Source organism: Psychroserpens sp. BH13MA-6 (genome assembly GCF_052983595.1).
In genome coordinates this window covers 533,477-550,201 of the sequence record NZ_JBRJGE010000001.1, presented here as the reverse complement: position 1 = coordinate 550,201, position 16,725 = coordinate 533,477, and the positions used below count along the sequence as shown (strand labels likewise).

General features: G+C 37.4%; 18 protein-coding genes. 10 read left to right on the top strand and 8 right to left on the bottom strand.

Going from position 1 to position 16,725, the window contains the following annotated elements:
• Entirely contained in the window at nucleotides 1-1,020 is a 1,020-nt protein-coding gene (locus ACU8DI_RS02365) for an NAD-dependent epimerase/dehydratase family protein (RefSeq protein ID WP_447111128.1), read from the bottom strand.
• A gap of 85 nt (nucleotides 1,021-1,105) precedes the next feature.
• Between ACU8DI_RS02365 and tyrS the strand changes: the two genes are divergently transcribed.
• Complete coding sequence (tyrS, locus tag ACU8DI_RS02360; RefSeq protein ID WP_447111562.1) at nucleotides 1,106-2,398, top strand: tyrosine--tRNA ligase; 1,293 nt, start codon at nucleotides 1,106-1,108, stop codon at nucleotides 2,396-2,398.
• Between the two features lie 90 nt (nucleotides 2,399-2,488).
• On the opposite strand, the gene ACU8DI_RS02355 is transcribed toward tyrS, so the two are convergent.
• The 3 genes from ACU8DI_RS02355 to ACU8DI_RS02345 form a co-directional block, all read right to left on the bottom strand.
• Nucleotides 2,489-2,938: a YHS domain-containing (seleno)protein gene (locus ACU8DI_RS02355; protein ID WP_447111127.1), complete on the bottom strand. Its 450-nt coding sequence runs from the start codon at nucleotides 2,936-2,938 to the stop codon at nucleotides 2,489-2,491.
• Between the two features lie 30 nt (nucleotides 2,939-2,968).
• Nucleotides 2,969-3,949, bottom strand: a complete 981-nt coding sequence (locus tag ACU8DI_RS02350) for a LuxE/PaaK family acyltransferase (RefSeq protein ID WP_447111126.1) — start codon at nucleotides 3,947-3,949, stop codon at nucleotides 2,969-2,971.
• Between the two features lie 93 nt (nucleotides 3,950-4,042).
• Entirely contained in the window at nucleotides 4,043-5,824 is a 1,782-nt protein-coding gene (locus tag ACU8DI_RS02345) for a T9SS type A sorting domain-containing protein (RefSeq protein WP_447111125.1), read from the bottom strand.
• Between the two features lie 241 nt (nucleotides 5,825-6,065).
• Between ACU8DI_RS02345 and ACU8DI_RS02340 the strand changes: the two genes are divergently transcribed.
• Complete coding sequence (locus ACU8DI_RS02340; RefSeq protein WP_447111124.1) at nucleotides 6,066-6,749, top strand: response regulator transcription factor; 684 nt, start codon at nucleotides 6,066-6,068, stop codon at nucleotides 6,747-6,749.
• Nucleotides 6,749-7,792, top strand: a complete 1,044-nt coding sequence (locus ACU8DI_RS02335) for a sensor histidine kinase (RefSeq protein ID WP_447111123.1) — start codon at nucleotides 6,749-6,751, stop codon at nucleotides 7,790-7,792. Before ACU8DI_RS02340 ends, ACU8DI_RS02335 begins: the two co-directional genes overlap by 1 nt.
• On the opposite strand, the gene ACU8DI_RS02330 is transcribed toward ACU8DI_RS02335, so the two are convergent.
• Nucleotides 7,766-8,842, bottom strand: coding sequence for a glycosyltransferase (locus ACU8DI_RS02330; protein ID WP_447111122.1), 1,077 nt, complete (start codon nucleotides 8,840-8,842; stop codon nucleotides 7,766-7,768). The two genes, ACU8DI_RS02335 and ACU8DI_RS02330, sit on opposite strands and share 27 nt — an antisense overlap.
• A 102-nt stretch (nucleotides 8,843-8,944) precedes the next feature.
• On the opposite strand from ACU8DI_RS02330, the gene trmB reads away from it, so the two are divergent.
• The 7 genes from trmB (at nucleotide 8,945) to ACU8DI_RS02295 (ending at nucleotide 13,744) form a co-directional block, all read left to right on the top strand.
• The gene (gene trmB, locus ACU8DI_RS02325; protein WP_447111121.1) at nucleotides 8,945-9,619 is read left to right on the top strand and encodes a tRNA (guanosine(46)-N7)-methyltransferase TrmB; all 675 of its coding nucleotides are present in this window, start codon (nucleotides 8,945-8,947) and stop codon (nucleotides 9,617-9,619) included.
• Nucleotides 9,620-9,621: 2 nt separating this feature from the next.
• Nucleotides 9,622-10,251, top strand: coding sequence for a lysine transporter LysE (locus tag ACU8DI_RS02320; RefSeq protein WP_447111120.1), 630 nt, complete (start codon nucleotides 9,622-9,624; stop codon nucleotides 10,249-10,251).
• Nucleotide 10,252: 1 nt separating this feature from the next.
• Nucleotides 10,253-10,582 (top strand): MGMT family protein, encoded by a 330-nt coding sequence (locus tag ACU8DI_RS02315; RefSeq protein WP_447111119.1) that lies wholly within the window; start codon nucleotides 10,253-10,255, stop codon nucleotides 10,580-10,582.
• Between the two features lie 188 nt (nucleotides 10,583-10,770).
• Nucleotides 10,771-11,907 (top strand): Mrp/NBP35 family ATP-binding protein, encoded by a 1,137-nt coding sequence (locus tag ACU8DI_RS02310; RefSeq protein WP_447111118.1) that lies wholly within the window; start codon nucleotides 10,771-10,773, stop codon nucleotides 11,905-11,907.
• A gap of 3 nt (nucleotides 11,908-11,910) precedes the next feature.
• Nucleotides 11,911-12,153, top strand: coding sequence for a NifU family protein (locus tag ACU8DI_RS02305; RefSeq protein ID WP_447111117.1), 243 nt, complete (start codon nucleotides 11,911-11,913; stop codon nucleotides 12,151-12,153).
• 206 nt (nucleotides 12,154-12,359) lie between these two features.
• Nucleotides 12,360-13,412 carry an NAD(P)/FAD-dependent oxidoreductase gene (locus ACU8DI_RS02300; RefSeq protein ID WP_447111116.1) on the top strand — a complete coding sequence of 351 codons (1,053 nt, stop codon included), beginning with the start codon at nucleotides 12,360-12,362 and terminating at the stop codon, nucleotides 13,410-13,412.
• Complete coding sequence (locus ACU8DI_RS02295; RefSeq protein WP_447111115.1) at nucleotides 13,412-13,744, top strand: ferredoxin; 333 nt, start codon at nucleotides 13,412-13,414, stop codon at nucleotides 13,742-13,744. Before ACU8DI_RS02300 ends, ACU8DI_RS02295 begins: the two co-directional genes overlap by 1 nt.
• Here ACU8DI_RS02295 and ACU8DI_RS02290 read toward each other — a convergent pair.
• From ACU8DI_RS02290 to ACU8DI_RS02280, 3 genes are all read right to left on the bottom strand, one after another.
• Complete coding sequence (locus ACU8DI_RS02290; protein ID WP_447111114.1) at nucleotides 13,741-14,637, bottom strand: serine/threonine protein phosphatase; 897 nt, start codon at nucleotides 14,635-14,637, stop codon at nucleotides 13,741-13,743. The genes ACU8DI_RS02295 and ACU8DI_RS02290 overlap by 4 nt on opposite strands.
• A 48-nt stretch (nucleotides 14,638-14,685) precedes the next feature.
• Nucleotides 14,686-15,378 carry an SGNH/GDSL hydrolase family protein gene (locus tag ACU8DI_RS02285; protein ID WP_447111113.1) on the bottom strand — a complete coding sequence of 231 codons (693 nt, stop codon included), beginning with the start codon at nucleotides 15,376-15,378 and terminating at the stop codon, nucleotides 14,686-14,688.
• Nucleotides 15,379-15,521: 143 nt separating this feature from the next.
• Nucleotides 15,522-16,700: an acyl-CoA dehydrogenase family protein gene (locus tag ACU8DI_RS02280; RefSeq protein WP_447111112.1), complete on the bottom strand. Its 1,179-nt coding sequence runs from the start codon at nucleotides 16,698-16,700 to the stop codon at nucleotides 15,522-15,524.
• Between the last annotated feature and the right edge of the window lie 25 nt (nucleotides 16,701-16,725).

Below are 16,725 nucleotides of genomic sequence, written 5' to 3'. Positions count from 1 at the left end.
TCACCTTTGTAAATCCTTCAGGTAGAAGGCACTGACTTCCGAAATAGTTTTGGTGATTGGCTTGAAATCAAAATTGAGTTCAGAGGTTATTTTGGAGTGATCATATATAGTTCTTTCTGAAATAGAATGTGCCATTTGTTTTGATAATTGTCTCCGTTTACCAAAAAGATTATGTCTGAGCCAATCTAATCGCCATAGGATATTTAATAACCCTTTTGAAGCCGCTTTTTTTGGCGGTTTAACCTGTAAGGCTTTAGCCACTTGATACTGAAAATCTTTAAAAGTTACATTCTCAGCAATCACGATATAGCGCTCATTTTTTATCGGTTTTTCCATGAGTTCTGTCATGACCGTTACGACGTCCCATACGTCTACATAAGCAGACGATCCAGTAGGATAATAGCTGAGACCTCTATGTATTTGTTGGAATAGGCTACCACTACCACCACTTTTCCAATATCCTGGACCTAAGATAATACCTGGATTGACGATAACCGCATCCACACCTTCTTGGGTGCCTCTCCATACTTCTAATTCTGCGCCATATTTAGTGATAGCATATACGCTGTGGTCCAATTCTGGCTGCCATTCTGTATCTTCTGTAACAGGAATTTCAGGATGAGGTTCATGTCCTAATGCAGCAATAGAACTGACATAACATAATTTTTGTACTTGATTTGAGATACAAAGATTGACAATATTAGCAGTGCCTTTGATATTCACTTTGCGAAGTTCAAAATATTTGTCTGGTTCAAAACTGATAAACGCTGCACAATGATAAACATAACTCACGCCATGGAAAGCTTCTGCTAACGCAGGTATGTCATTGATATTGGCTTCCACCCATTCAATCTTATTGTATAGTGTTTCTACATCTTTGGTGTAGTATCCAAAGACATGCTTTACAGTTTCTAGCTTGTGTGCTCTTCTGTAAATTGCTCTAACCTTCTCATTGCTTTTCAACAATTGGAATAATAAATGTGAGCCTACTAAGCCTGTTCCTCCAGTGACAAGAATCATAAGGTAAAGTTACTCTTTTTTATAATTGTCTTTTGTCTTTTAAGGTATAAATCTATCTTTGCGAATGATTACTAATAAAGCTGTTATGATAAAGAATTTTGTTGAAGAATTGCAATGGAGAGGTATGATCCATGATACTATGCCAGGAGCCGAAGAGCATTTAATGGAGGCTATGCGATCTGCTTATGTAGGTTTTGATCCTACTGCCGATTCTTTACACATCGGTAATTTGGTCCCAATTATGCTGTTAGCACACTATCAGCGATGTGGTCATAAACCAGTGGCTTTAGTTGGAGGTGCCACAGGAATGATAGGTGATCCTTCGGGAAAATCTAGTGAGCGTAACTTATTGGATGAGTCGACGTTGCGACACAATCAAAATGCGATTAAAAAGCAATTATCCCATTTTTTAGATTTTGAAAGTGATGCTGAAAATGCCGCAGTTTTAGTGAATAACTATGACTGGATGAAAGATTTTTCATTTCTGGAATTTATTCGTGATGTCGGGAAACATATTACTGTCAACTATATGATGGCAAAAGATTCTGTTAAAAATAGAATTTCGTCAGAATCTACAGATGGGATGTCTTTTACAGAGTTTACCTATCAATTAGTGCAAGGGTATGATTTTCTTCATTTGTTTAGAGAAAATAACTGTACTATTCAAATGGGAGGTAGCGACCAATGGGGAAATATCACTACTGGAACGGAATTGATTAGACGTATAGCCCAAGGGAAAGGTTTCGCGATTACCTGTCCGTTAATTACGAAAAGTGATGGCTCGAAATTTGGAAAATCTGAAGGTGGTAATGTTTGGTTGGACGCTAACAGAACGTCTCCTTACAAATTTTATCAATATTGGTTGAATTCTACAGATGAAGATGCCGAGAAGTATATTAAAATTTTTACATTTTTATCCGAAACGGAGATTGCTACGATTGTCAGTAATCATCAAGAGGCACCACATCAACGTGGTCTCCAAAAGCGTTTAGCTGAAGAAATTACATGTATGGTACATTCTCGTGCCGATTTTGAAAACGCAGAAAAAGCCTCCAATATATTGTTCAGTAAAACCTTCAAGTCTGATATCAAGACCTTGGATGAAAAAACGTTTTTAGATGTTTTCGAAGGTGTTCCGCAAGCTGAAATTTCTAGAAATGATTTGCAAGAACTTGATATGATTGGTGCGTTAGCAGCTCAAACAAATTTTTTATCTTCTAATAGTGAAGCGCGTCGTGCCTTAAAGGAAAATGCTGTTGCTGTTAACAAGGAAAAAGTGAAAGAAGACTACCAATTGTCATCAGAAGATTTAATTAATGACAAGTATATTATTTTAAACAAAGGCAAGAAAAACACCTACATTATTAAAGTTATTTAAAGAAAAACGCCTGATGTAAATCAGGCGTTCAACATTAACCAATCAACTATTATTAGAAGCTAATTCTTCTTTTTCATAGAACTCTTTAAACTATTCTAGAATCATAGCTTCCCAGTTTTGGTCGGCTTTATGCTGTAAACCTTTCACATTATTTTTTTGCCATAATTTTAAGGTGTTCGATCCCCAAGCATTGTAAAAAAGATAAAGCTTACCATCCCTAATTTCAAAGGCTTTGGGATTGATATCTACTTTTTCAGATTTTAAAGCAACGGCATAAGCGCAATAACCACCATATTGAGGGAGAAATCTTTCCGGCTGACTTTTAAAACGCATAAGATGTGCTTGAGAGGAAAATTTATAGACGACCTCCTTGTAGGTTATACTGTAACGCTCATGTCCTTTTACGGCCTCATTATCGAAATAAGCTACGACGTCATAACCTTTAACACCAAAGCCTTTGTAGGTGTTGTAATTAGATGATTGTGAGTGGCCAAGAAAAAGGCTAAAGAAAATAAATATTGTAAATAGAAGTTTTTTCATAGACCTTTGGTCGACATACCTAAAGGAAGATTACAAAACCATTAAATTGCAACCGCGAATGTCACTAGCATCAAAACGGCCAATAACTTCAAAACTCCCATCGCGATATACACGTCCTAAATCTTGAGTTGCTATAAACGAGCAAGAATTGATATTCGCTAAATCGACAATATTTAAACCACCAGATTTCTCTGATTTTAAGAGCGTTAATGCGTCTTCAGGATCACGTGTTAAAACACGCATCCAATTGGGACATTGAAAACGTCCGTTGCCTTGAGAGTAAGCCTGACTTAGAAGTTCGGTCATACCATATTCACTATGGATTTCAGAGACGCCGAAACCAGTTTTTAAAATGGCATGGAGTTCTTCGCGAACCAATTCTTTTCGTCGTCCTTTCATGCCACCAGTTTCCATAATAGTGGTGTGCTTTAAATTGAATTGATGGTGTTCAATTAAATCTAATAGTGCAAAGGAAACACCTATGAGTAGCACAGATTGACCTCTGGCATCTAGGGAAATAAGTTGGTCTTTAAGCGCCTCCATATCGTTGAGATAAAAACCGCTTTCAGGTTGTTTAGATGCAGCAATCATATCATTTACCATGTAAATTAATGACGAACCTTCGCGTTCTAAATAACTAGGTAAAAGTGCAAGAACAACGTAACCTTCAATGTCACCGTAAAAGTGTCTGAAGGCTTTTCGGAAACTTGCTTCGTAAATAGATATGTCTACCACTTGATGTTTACTCGTTACAGATCCTGTGGTGCCGCTGCTCGAAAAACAAGCTTGGACGGGTGCTTTAGAACTTACTACTTGATGGCTTTTAAAAAATTGAATTGGCATAAAAGGAATTTCCTGCCATTCCTTAATATCACTCGGATGTTTGTAAAGTAAATCACAAAACGAACGATAAACAGGATTGTGTTCAAATTGAAATTTGAAAATATCCAATGCTGTCTTTTTAAATTCAGATTCAGAAGTGATTGCAAAGATATCCTGTGGTAAAGTCATGAATGCAAAAGTAATTAATACAAATGAAAATTTAAGACATAAAAAAAGCGCTGTCTAACGACAACGCTCTTTTTTGATATGGATGTCAAACGCTTACTTGATCACTAATTTTTTAGTGACAGAAGCATTATTTTGAGTGATTTTTAGAACATAAACACCGGCATTCAAAGACGCGACATTCAAACGTTCATTCGTCAATCCTTCATTGATAACTTGTTTTCCTAAAACATCATAAACAGCTACAGAAACTTGATCGTTTTGTGCACCTACAATGTTAATGTATCCAGTAGCTGAAGGGTTTGGATATACCTTAAAGCTATCTGCCGTAAATTCATTGGTTGATAATAAGTTTGGTGTGACATCATTCCATGACGTACCAATACGCAATTCATCAAAAGTGATGGCTGGTGTTTCTCCTGTTGAATCTTGTCTCAAAGAGAATAAGTTGACAGAAGGGTTTGGAGAGCCGTCAGTATCCGTCAAAACGGCTGCTGGTGCAGAACCTCCTAGATCAGCCTCTGCAGGATTGATCCAACCATTAATTGCTCCAGTATCTACGTTGTAGCTCATCACTACAAATACGTTATCTCCTACGTTATATTTTGTCGTTGTAAAATTTGAACCACTACTGCCATTCGTTAAAGCAATATCATAAGTTGTTCCAACAGGATCCGTATCAGGGTGAACCCATAATCTAGCATCAAAGTTTCCTAAAATCGCAAAGTATCCACCATCAGTTAAATCCGTGATATTTGATAAATCACTCACATTGATTATAAAAGACGCATAAACTTCACCAGAAGTTACAGGTGTGAACTCAATTTGCGAATCAATAAAACCACCTTCAAGGAAAACAGCGTTTCCTGTAGAAGTAACTAAACCAGGATATGATAAACTTCCAGAAACAACATCAATTGGGTTGTCAGAACCACTATAGTTCGTCCAATTTGTTGTATTTCCTAAATCCTCACCAATACTGTAGTCAAAACCTTCATAAAGAGGAAGGGTATTTGAAGGGATACATTCTGGTGTAAAAATAGTTGCAGACAAATCGCATAAAGCACCATCTTGAACGGTAATAATAACGTCGGTTCCTTCCGCAACACCAGTTACAGTGATTGTTCCGGTAGCATCAATAGATGGATCTCCAGCGCTTAAATCAACGACTCCAGAATCGGCAGAAACCGTGTAAATAGTCGTACCACCACCAGCAAAATCTACGGTCGCTGTGTAAGTGTCAGTACCTGCTGTAGAAGCATCACAAACAGCACCTGTCGTTGTCAAACTAAGTTCGCAAACCGCAGCATCATTTGAGTCTCTAAAGGTTGGAACTTTAGTTTCATAAGCGGTTCCGGCCATATTTAATTGTAAAGATTCAGAATCGCTAGCACCATTTAAGCTCTCATCATACTGAACTGTTTCACCAAGTCCATTAAGTAATTCCATATCATCAGCATCACCTGTTCCATAAACGATAGCGTCTACCAAATTCACAGAAGTGACTGGTGTGTTACTTGGAAAATCCGTATCATTCGCTGTATAAAGAGCGACCGCATCAGCACCGTTTTGTAAGGAATTACTAGCTCCCAAATCGATATCTGTTCCAGAGATAATTGAAGTGTTACCTAAGATAAAGAAACCATTAGCATCAAGGGTTTTTCCGTCTAAATCAAAGGCTGCATAACTTTCATCATTGGAACCATTGTAAAGTACAACAACCAAACCATCCAAAGATGCATTTGGCGTTCCTTTAAGTTCAATAAACTCAGCCATATCAGTACCAGGTGTATCTGCATCAATTTCATTGATGACCACTTGACCAAAAGACAAAGAAGTTAGCAATACAGTTAAACATAAAAAGTAAAGTTTTTTCATAATTATTTATTTAAATTGAATATTAAAAATTAAGCATACAAATATACTTAGTTTTTGTAGTTATACCGAATGTTTGCGTTACTAAATCGTTATTTAATGATTAAAGTCATGGCATTTTTAGCGTTTACGGAATGGCTTGTGTGAGCGTTTTAAGTTAACTTAATGTTATCAATTACCTGTATGAAACAACATTTTGTTATAAATCCTATCTTTACAACACAAATGTTTTTCAATTAAATCAATGAAAAAAAGAGATATTAAGATTTTACTCGTGGATGATGAACCCGATATATTAGAAATTGTAGGGTATAATTTATCTGCTCAAGGATATCAAATTATCACTGCAGAGAACGGTATTGAAGCGGTTAAAAAAGCGAAAAAGGAGAAACCACAACTTATTATTTTGGATGTGATGATGCCAGAAATGGATGGTATTGAAGCCTGTGAACAAATTAGAAAATTGCCTGATTTGAGCGATACTATCATTACATTCCTAACCGCTCGAGGGGAAGATTATTCTCAAATGGCTGGTTTTGATGCTGGTGCTGATGATTACATTACCAAGCCTATCAAGCCTAAAGTGTTGGTAAGTAAGGTCAAAGCCTTATTGCGACGATTAAAAGAAGAGGACAAAACAGATGAGGTTCTAAAGATAGGAAATCTCACCATCAACAGGGAGGAATATAAAATAACCATCAAGGGTCAAGAATTAGTGTTGCCGAGAAAAGAATTTGAATTATTATCTTTGTTAGCAACAAAGCCAAACAAAGTTTTTAAACGTGAAGAGATACTCGATAAGGTCTGGGGCAATGAAGTGGTCGTAGGTGGTCGCACTATCGATGTGCATATCAGAAAGCTCAGAGAAAAAATTGGAGATAAGAAGTTTAAAACTATTAAAGGTGTTGGTTATAAGTTCGTAGACTAATGCAAAATAAATTAAAAAAAACGTACAAGTTTGCCTTTAAAACATCCTTGTACATTACCTTGTTTTTAACGCTCATTTTGAGTGTTTTTTTGTACCTCGTACTTTCCATAAACATTTGGTATTTGTTATTATTCACCTTAACAACATACGTGGTATCATTTATCATCATCCAATTTAGGGTAGAGCGCTTCATTTACCGACGGGTAAAGAAAATCTATGATGATCTGACTTTATTAGAATCGACAACACTCCGAAAACAGCCGATCACCACGGATATGGCTACCTTAACTCAAGAAATTGATAAATACGCGAAAGACAAAAAATTAGAAATTGAAACCTTAAAAGTCAGGGAAGAGTACAGAAAGGAATTTTTGGGGAATATTTCACACGAACTCAAAACGCCATTGTTTACAGTCCAAGGATATTTGTTAACCTTATTGGATGGTGCTATTGAAGATATGAAAGTGAGAGAAAAGTATCTTAATAGAGCCAATAAGGGATTGGAACGATTAATTTATATAGTGAAAGATTTGGACATGATTACCAAATTGGAGGTCGGCGATTTAAGACTTAACATTGAAACATTCGATATTGTCGAATTGGTAGAAAGTGTGTTCGATCTCTTGGAGATGAAAGCTTCTAAAAAGAAAATATCACTCATATTCGATATTGATTACAAGGAACCCATTATGGTGTCTGCTGATAAAGAACGCATCCAACAGGTACTCACCAACCTCATTGTGAACTCTATAAAATATGGTGAAGAAAAAGGCACCACAGAAGTAAGTATAGAAAATTTGATAAAGAACAAAGTTATCGTGAGAGTGACCGATAATGGCGAGGGAATTTCAGAGAGTAATTTGACGAGACTGTTTGAGAGATTCTTCAGAGTGGATAAAAGTGGCTCAAGAAAAGAAGGCGGATCTGGTCTTGGACTCTCCATCGTTAAACACATTATTGAAGCGCATGATGAGAAAATTTATGTCGAAAGTGAATTAAATGTCGGAAGTGAATTTTCATTTACCCTTGAAAAGGCGAAATAATCTTTTATAGTTGACCTTATAGTCTAAGGTATTCAACCCTTTGTAATGATCGATATCATTTAATTTGTCCAAACTAAATTGATCTTGTGAGCAACTTGGTGCGATGCCGAGATGACTTAAGCGTTCGGCTAGATATTCTTGTTCAAATTGACCAGGCGTTGGAATAAAAAAAGCTTTTTTATTCAGTTTCGCCAAATCCATTATTGTTGTGTAACCAGATCGCGCAACAATTAGATGACTTTCATTGATGGCTTTTCCCAAATCTTCACTAGTCATAAAGTTATAGATTGTGAGATGACCTTCTTTCGCACACTGAACTTTTTCTTCTACAATTCCTCGTATAAAAAGAACCTTACCCTGAAACAATTTAAAAGATTCAAGAAGTTTTGACTCCAACAAAGATCGCTGTGGTTCAGGTCCAGACAATAAGATTAAAACATCATACTTTGAAGGAAGTTCCTCTTTCTTAAATCGACTCAACGGACCAATATATTTTACCGGTAAATCATAAAAAGCAGTATGCCCTAAAATACCACTTAAATTATCCTCTCCAAGGTGATCTGGTACCCAGCACTCTTGAAAGCGTTTGATAACTTTTTGATGTAATTTCGTGCTTAACCACGTTGTGTTGCCACTTAAGACCTGCAATTGATGCGTCATAAAGATGCAAGGAACTTTTTTGCTGTGAACACCTAAACGGTTGTCAGAAATAATGCCATCAATTTTATGAGATGTAATGATATGGGCAATGGCTTTTCGTTCTGCTTTAATAGCCTTTAACATTTTAGGAGAACTTTGGAGCAATTTTAATTTAAAATGTTGCCCCTTTTTTGGATACATGATGCGATAAGAAGGAAGTTCAATGGCCTCGAGATGAGGGAATTCTTTTTTTAATAATGAAAGTGCTTTTCCATCACTAGCAATGACAGGCTCGAAATCATGTGCTATGAGTTCTTGAATCAGCGGGATGCAACGAGTGGCATGACCTAATCCCCAGTTAAGAGGTGCTACTAAAAGCCTTTTTTTAATCAGAACATCAGTTTTGGTCATATAATTTTGTTGAGTCTTTTCAGAATTCGAATATAAAGCTTAAAATGTTTCCTTAATTTTACCGCGTCAACAGTAAAAATAAGAAATTGTTAATTTTTTCAAGTGGGAAGTAAAAATAAACTGAAACGATTTAAAGAAAACGAAACTTTTGCCAACGTTTTTCAGCCAAAACGACATGAATTGGTGGATGCCAATTATAAGCTGAAAGGGAATTGGAACTCAGAAGTGTTTAAAAATGACAAGCCTTTAATCTTAGAATTAGGTTGCGGACGAGGTGAATACACCATAGCGTTAGCACGAAAATATCCAGAAAAGAATTTTATAGGGATTGATATCAAAGGAGCACGGTTTTGGAGAGGCGCAAAAACTGCCATTGAAGAACAACTTAGTAATGCCGCGTTTTTGAGGACACAAATCGAACTGATAGATTTTGCTTTTGGGGAAAATGAAGTGGATGAAATATGGATTACCTTCCCAGATCCTCAAATTAAATATAAGCGAACAAAGCACAGAATGACCAATTCTGATTTCTTAAAACGCTATAAGACTATTTTAAAATCGGACGGTATCGTTAATTTAAAAACCGATAGCGAATTCATGCATGGCTATACTTTAGGACTGCTTCACGGCGAAGGTCATGAAGTACTTTATGCCAACCATAATGTGTATAAACAAGAAGGAAGCCCTGACGAAGTTACGAGTATCCAAACTTACTATGAGTCCCAATATCTAGAACATAATAAACCAATTACGTATATTAGGTTTAAAATTAAGTAGATTTGAACATCACAGTCATTTTTTTTCTAGGTCTGATCATAGCATTAATTGGTGTTATTCCTCCTGGTTTATTGAATATGACTGCTGCCAAGATTAGTCTAAAGGAAGGATATGCTCGCGGTATTATTTTTTCCGTTGGTGTTTGTTTTATCGTGTTTTTGCAAACCTATATCGCTGCTATGTTTGCAAGGTATTTAAGTAATCATCAAAGCGTTGTGGAGATTTTGCAACGTGTGGCATTTGTTATTTTTGTGCTCATCACTATTTATTTCTTGTTGTTAGCCAAGTCTTCCCAAAAACCAGATGTTGAACCACTTGCTAAGAGTAAGCAAAGCCGTTTTTTTCAAGGTATTTTTTTATCAGCGATTAATGTCTTTCCAATTCCATATCAAGCTTATATGACCATCACCATTGCCTCTTTTGGTTGGTTCGCGTTTGATGTGACGAGCATCGTGACTTATTGCTCTGGAGCCAGCACTGGAACTTTCGTCATGCTGTATGTCTATATTTTCTTTTTTGATAAAGTCAAGGACAAGAAATTTACCTCACAGAAAAATATGAATTACATTATCGGAACCATCACTGGCCTTGTTGCAGGTGTAACCTTTATCAATATTTTAATGGAGCTGTAATATGACCCCTGAGACACACAATTTTTTTGATAGGGTATATGATGTCGTAAGGCAGATTCCTTTCGGAAAAGTCACCAGCTATGGCGCTATTGCAAATTACTTAGGAGCCAAGAGAAGTGCTCGAATGGTAGGTTATGCGATGAATGTTTCTCATGGAAAAGATGTTCCTGCGCATCGTGTGGTAAATCGTAAAGGACTACTTACTGGAAAACATCATTTTGAAGGGACTCACCTGATGCAACAATTGTTGGAGAACGAAGGTATTAGCATAATCGATAATCAGATCCAGAACTTTGAAGCGGTATTTTGGGACCCTTCAGAGTCCTTATAAAACACCGTAAAAGTCATGTTCTATATCATTTGAAACCATGTATTCAATGCGATGAACTATACTATAATTCTAGTAAATCATGTTATCAATCATTTCAATTAAACCGTTTCAAATTCTAAACTATTCACAGTATATTTGCATTTAGAATGATTCTGAATAAAAAGAATCACTAGGATTTAAAAATTGCTATGAAATTAAATAAAAAGGACATACTTAAAGCCTTGGAAACCATTTCTGCGCCTGGTGAAGGCAAGAATATGGTGGAGAGTGGTGCCGTGACCAATGTGGTTACTTTTGCAGATGAGGTCGTTGTAGATATTACGATATCCAATCCGAGCTTACAAGCGAAAAAGAAAACAGAAGTGGAGATCATGAAAACGATTCATGACAAGGTGTATGAAAAGGCCAAGATCAAGGTCAATGTCAAGGTTAATGCTCCTGAAAAACCAACGACAAACCCTATAAAGGGAAAAGCAATTCCTGGAATAAAGAACATTATTGCAGTGGCTTCAGGTAAAGGAGGTGTAGGGAAATCTACTGTCACGGCAAATTTGGCAGTCACCTTGGCAAAAATGGGATTTAAAGTTGGGGTTCTTGATGCCGATATTTATGGACCGTCCATGCCCATCATGTTTGATGTGGAATTTGAAAGACCTTTAGCTGTCAATGTAGATGGTAAATCTAAGATGAAACCAGTTGAAAATTATGGGGTTAAAATTCTGTCTATTGGCTTTTTTACCAAACCTGATCAAGCGGTTGTTTGGCGAGGTCCAATGGCAGCCAAAGCCTTAAATCAAATGATATTTGACGCTGCTTGGGATGAACTCGATTTCATGCTAATCGATTTACCACCAGGAACAGGAGATATTCATTTAAGTATTATGCAATCCTTACCAATCACTGGAGCTGTAGTTGTAAGTACGCCTCAAAATGTCGCGCTGGCCGATGCTAAAAAAGGCGTGGCGATGTTTCAACAAGAGAGCATCAATGTGCCTGTATTGGGAATTATTGAAAACATGGCTTACTTTACGCCAGAGGAATTGCCAGACAACAAATATTATATTTTCGGTAAGGCTGGTGCTAACAACTTAGCAAGCGATTTGGATGTGCCATTTTTAGGTGAAATACCACTAGTACAAAGTATTAGAGAAGCTGGTGATGTTGGTAGGCCTGCTGCCTTACAAACGGCAACGCCTTTAGAGAAATCTTTTGAAGAACTTACACGAAATGTGGTGAAGGAAGTTGTTAAACGTAATGATAATTTACCACCTACCGAAGCAATTAAAATAACAACCATGGCTGGGTGTTCAGCAGTAAAGAAGTAATAGATGAGTACAGAAGAATTAAGACGTAATGTCGAGAAAGCATTGGATGAAATCCGCCCTTTCCTGCAAAGTGATGGTGGTGATATCTCTTTGTTGTCCATTGAGGATGATAAGTTGGTAAAGGTCCAATTAGAAGGCGCCTGTGTAGGTTGTAGTGTCAATCAAATGACGCTTAAATCTGGTGTGGAAATGACGATTAAAAAGTACGCGCCTCAAATCGAGCAAGTGATTAATATTGAAGCTTAATTGGGCGTGACCACAAGGGTCAGGCTTTCACGACTCGCTCTCTATGAGGAGCTCAAACAAGTCGCTCAATCCTTCACGCAAACTGATATTTATCATAGAAACAAACGATGTATTATGAGATCTTTGTTTCGTGAAAGGACCTGCAAAACTTTAATGACGTTTGTAGGTTTTCAAATTAAAAGAGAACCATCGAGGTGGTAATGATTATGATCAAAACAGATATACTTATTATTGGAGCAGGACCTACCGGACTGTTCACCGTTTTTGAAGCGGGATTGCTAAAATTAAAATGTCATTTAATAGATGCATTGCCACAACCTGGCGGACAATGTTCTGAAATATATCCTAAAAAACCAATTTATGATATCCCAGCTTATCCTGAAATTTTGGCAGGCGACCTTACCGATAAACTTTTGGAACAATGCAAGCAGTTTGAGCCAGGATTTACTTTAGGAGAACGTGCCGAAACGATTGATAAACAAGATGATGGTACTTTTATAGTAACTACTAATAAAGGGACAAAACACCAGGCGCCTGTGGTCGCAATTGCAGGTGGTTTAGGAAGTTTTGAACCAAGGAAACCCATGATCGACAATATTACCGATTACGAAGATAAAGGTGTGGAATACATGATTAAAGACCCAGAATTCTATCGCGATAAAACCGTAGTTATTGCTGGTGGTGGTGATTCTGCGCTTGATTGGAGTATCTATTTAAGTGATGTCGCAAAAGAAGTAACACTTATCCACAGAAGAAATGAATTTCGTGGGCATTTGGATTCTGTAGAGAAAGTACAGGATTTAAAAAATGCAGGTAAAATCAATTTGATAACACCAGCTGAGGTCATTGGTTTGGATGGTGGTGAAAAAATTACATCTGTTACCGTGAAACACGGAGCTAACACTTTTAAAAAGGCTTGTGACCATTTTGTACCCTTGTTTGGATTATCTCCAAAATTAGGTCCAATAGCTAATTGGGGCTTGGAGATAGAAAAGAACGCGATTAAGGTGAACAATGCTTTAGATTATCAAACTAATATTCCCGGCATCTTTGCCATCGGTGATGTGAATACCTATCCAGGAAAATTAAAGTTAATTCTTTGTGGGTTTCATGAAGCAACCCTCATGTGTCAAGCGGCCTATCAAATTATCAATCCAGGTAAGCGTTATGTGTTAAAATATACTACCGTAAGTGGTGTTGATGGTTTTGATGGCACGCGTAAAGAAGCACCAAAAGCGGTTGTAAAAGCGTTTGATTAATGGAACAAGACATCAAAATAAAGATTACCGATAGGGAAGGTGTCAAGCATGAGGTACTAGCACCAACAGATATGGCTATGAATCTGATGGAAGTGGTGCGTTCCTATGAACTGGCTCCAGAAGGCACTATTGGTATTTGTGGAGGTATGGCCATGTGTGCATCTTGTCAATGCTATGTAATTTCTGATCATGAGCTACCAGAGATGCAAGATGATGAGGAAGCGATGCTAAGCGAAGCTTTCTATGTCAAAGAGAATTCTCGTTTAGGATGTCAAATTCAAATAACGAGCGACATGGAAGGCTTAGAAGTGGAATTGGCTCCTGAAAGCTAGTCTGTCTTATAATCAACCAATTTTCGAGGTCCTTCTAGCAACACCCGAACAATCTTTAAGGTACCATCATCCGTGGTGGCAATCTGCCATTTAATAAGTGAAATTTCGCCGTGTTCTATTTCTATGCCAGTAATGCTTCGAGGGTGGACACAACTACCATCATTAAAAAAGGCGATATCACCAGGTTCCGGAAAGCGAGGTCTGTGGGTATGTCCAACGATCGTAATAAGATTGTTGTTATCTGAAATCCATTTTTTAGTACGACGCTCAACTTTGATAAGTTCTTTGTAGTTTTTTGCCGGACTCGTTGGATCTGCAATACCCATCACATTTAAAGGCTTCCATAAGATTCGAACCAAAAAACGACTCCATTTCCAGAACAGGTAATTCCACCAATCAGCTTGATGGCCGTGAGTCAAAAAAAGTTCTTGGTTTGTTTCGGTATGTCTGAGTATTATACCTTCATGATACCTGATGTTGCAAAACAAGTCTACGTCCTCACCAATTTTTGGGTCAAAGTACGTGGATAACTGTTTTTCTACATATTTAGGATCGCGATAAACCATATCATGATTACCCCAAATCATATGCAAGCGTTCCTGTTCATGAAATAATTTCATGAGTAAGTACACGTTTTTATGAGCGTTTAAGATAGAATCAAACGATAGGTTCTCCCAAAGTTCATCACCATCACCTAGCTCACAATAGTCGAATCCTTCCGCATAATAATATTTTAAAGCGTGGAAATAAATATTTCGGTTATTGGCAAAATCGTCAGCAAAACTATTATCACCTCGATGACAATCACTGAATAGAATGAATTTACTCGAATCGTCAAAATTGACAATTTTCGCATTCTTGTAGGCTCTATTCAATCTCGATTTTGAAGACATACGTAAACTTTTATCTAAAATAAGCAGAATTTACCAATGGCAAGTAGGTCATTGCAATTTTTGAATAGCAAAAGGTAAGAGGCGCTCTACAAATTTTGAGTACGCCAGCTCTGAGGGATGCAACCCATCTGAAGCAACCAAACTAGGTTGCTCTAATCCTAATCTCGTGATATCCGTAATATTTACGAAAGTAATTGCCTCTTGTAAAGCATAATTTTCAGCAAAAGAATTGTACATATCAATCTCTTGAGAGGTCTCTTCTGGATTACCAAAATTTTGTCCAAATACGGTGAAAGCATAATCAGGAATAGACACGATAATGATGCGGTCTTTGTTGCCATTTGCTGCTGCAATGGCGGTTTGCACAAGTTCAGGGAATTCAGATTCATAGACCGAAAAAGGCACATTTTGAAATTGATTATTGACTCCTATTAGTAAGGTAACTAAATCGTAATCTGATTCAAGAGTTTGATTATCAATAGCATTGATAAGGTCAGAGGTTGTCCAACCAGTTTGTGCAATCACATTAAGATCTATGGTATAGTCTGTGACATTCCCGAGTGCCCTCTTTAGTTGTTCCGGAAACCGACACGTATCACATACACTTTGACCAATGGTGTAGCTGTCTCCTAAACTCAAGATACTTCTCGTTAGATCAATGTCCATGGTGTCAATGTCCATGGTGTTTGTCATATCATCAGCAAGGTATTCATTGTTTGTACTGCATGACCAACAAGTCATTATGCTCAAGATTAAAATAAAAACGCTGCACTTCCTCATACCTAAATATACGCAATTTGATTTATAAAGGTTTCTTATAGATCAATCATAAAAAAGCCTTTCACGAAGGAAAGGCTTGTATAAAATTGATATCAGCTAGAAATTTATTTGAATGCATTTAAACCAGTAACATCCAATCCTGTGATTAATAAATGAATGTCATGAGTGCCTTCATAGGTAATGACACTTTCTAAGTTCATAGAGTGTCTCATAATACTATACTCACCAGTAATTCCCATACCACCTAACATCTGTCTTGCTTCTCTAGCAATATTGATGGCCATATCTACATTATTTCTTTTGGCCATTGATATTTGCGCGGAAGTTGCTTTGTTTTCATCTCGCAATACACCCAAACGCCATGTTAATAATTGCGCCTTAGTGATTTCAGTAATCATCTCTGCTAGCTTCTTTTGTTGCAATTGGAATTGCCCAATTGGCTTTCCAAATTGCATACGTTCTTTACTGTAGCGCAATGCGGTATCGTAGCAGTCCATAGCAGCACCAATGGCTCCCCAAGCGATGCCATATCGGGCAGAATCTAAACAGCCTAAAGGCGCTCCTAAGCCTGATTTATTCGGCAATAAGTTCTCTTTAGGAACTTTTACATTATCAAAAATCAATTCGCCAGTTGCGGATGCTCGCAGCGACCATTTGTTATGGGTCTCTGGTGTTGAGAATCCTTCCATGCCACGCTCTACAATTAAACCATGAATACGGCCTTCTTCATTCTTAGCCCAAACCACGGCAACTTGACAAAAAGGGGCATTGGAAATCCACATTTTAGCACCATTTAAAAGGTAATGATCTCCCATATCCTTAAAATTGGTCGTCATGCCACCAGGATTACTACCATGATCAGGTTCTGTTAATCCGAAGGAACCCATCCATTCGCCAGAAGCCAATTTAGGTAAGAATTTTTGACGTTGCTCTTCGGTACCATATTTCCAGATAGGATACATCACTAAAGACGATTGTACAGAAGCCGTACTTCTGACCCCAGAATCCCCACGCTCAATTTCCTGCATGATTAATCCGTAAGAGATTTGATCCAAACCAGCACCACCATATTCCACAGGAATATAAGGGCCAAATGCACCAATTTCAGCTAGACCTCCAATGATTTGTTTTGGAAATTCTGCTTTTTGCGCATATTCTTCAATGATAGGTGACACATCCCGTTTTACCCAATCTCTGGCAGCATCGCGCACTAATTTATGCTCATCGGAAAGTAATTCGTCAAGTTGATAGTAATCAGGTGCTTCGAATAAATCTGGTTTCATTTTGCTCTATGTTTTAATCCTTTAA

What these genes read in the sequence shown, in the direction of transcription:
- ACU8DI_RS02310 (WP_447111118.1), top strand. Translation starts at nt 10,771, where the DNA reads ATGAAATTAAATAAAAAGGACATACTTAAAGCCTTGGAAACCATTTCT.
- ACU8DI_RS02340 (WP_447111124.1), top strand. Translation starts at nt 6,066, where the DNA reads ATGAAAAAAAGAGATATTAAGATTTTACTCGTGGATGATGAACCCGAT.
- ACU8DI_RS02285 (WP_447111113.1), bottom strand. Translation starts at nt 15,378, where the DNA reads ATGACTTGTTGGTCATGCAGTACAAACAATGAATACCTTGCTGATGAT.
- ACU8DI_RS02300 (WP_447111116.1), top strand. Translation starts at nt 12,360, where the DNA reads ATGATCAAAACAGATATACTTATTATTGGAGCAGGACCTACCGGACTG.
- ACU8DI_RS02355 (WP_447111127.1), bottom strand. Translation starts at nt 2,938, where the DNA reads ATGAAAAAACTTCTATTTACAATATTTATTTTCTTTAGCCTTTTTCTT.
- ACU8DI_RS02290 (WP_447111114.1), bottom strand. Translation starts at nt 14,637, where the DNA reads ATGTCTTCAAAATCGAGATTGAATAGAGCCTACAAGAATGCGAAAATT.
- ACU8DI_RS02330 (WP_447111122.1), bottom strand. Translation starts at nt 8,842, where the DNA reads ATGACCAAAACTGATGTTCTGATTAAAAAAAGGCTTTTAGTAGCACCT.
- ACU8DI_RS02350 (WP_447111126.1), bottom strand. Translation starts at nt 3,949, where the DNA reads ATGACTTTACCACAGGATATCTTTGCAATCACTTCTGAATCTGAATTT.
- ACU8DI_RS02295 (WP_447111115.1), top strand. Translation starts at nt 13,412, where the DNA reads ATGGAACAAGACATCAAAATAAAGATTACCGATAGGGAAGGTGTCAAG.
- ACU8DI_RS02315 (WP_447111119.1), top strand. Translation starts at nt 10,253, where the DNA reads ATGACCCCTGAGACACACAATTTTTTTGATAGGGTATATGATGTCGTA.
- tyrS (WP_447111562.1), top strand. Translation starts at nt 1,106, where the DNA reads ATGATAAAGAATTTTGTTGAAGAATTGCAATGGAGAGGTATGATCCAT.
- ACU8DI_RS02345 (WP_447111125.1), bottom strand. Translation starts at nt 5,824, where the DNA reads ATGAAAAAACTTTACTTTTTATGTTTAACTGTATTGCTAACTTCTTTG.
- ACU8DI_RS02305 (WP_447111117.1), top strand. Translation starts at nt 11,911, where the DNA reads ATGAGTACAGAAGAATTAAGACGTAATGTCGAGAAAGCATTGGATGAA.
- ACU8DI_RS02335 (WP_447111123.1), top strand. Translation starts at nt 6,749, where the DNA reads ATGCAAAATAAATTAAAAAAAACGTACAAGTTTGCCTTTAAAACATCC.
- ACU8DI_RS02365 (WP_447111128.1), bottom strand. Translation starts at nt 1,020, where the DNA reads ATGATTCTTGTCACTGGAGGAACAGGCTTAGTAGGCTCACATTTATTA.
- ACU8DI_RS02280 (WP_447111112.1), bottom strand. Translation starts at nt 16,700, where the DNA reads ATGAAACCAGATTTATTCGAAGCACCTGATTACTATCAACTTGACGAA.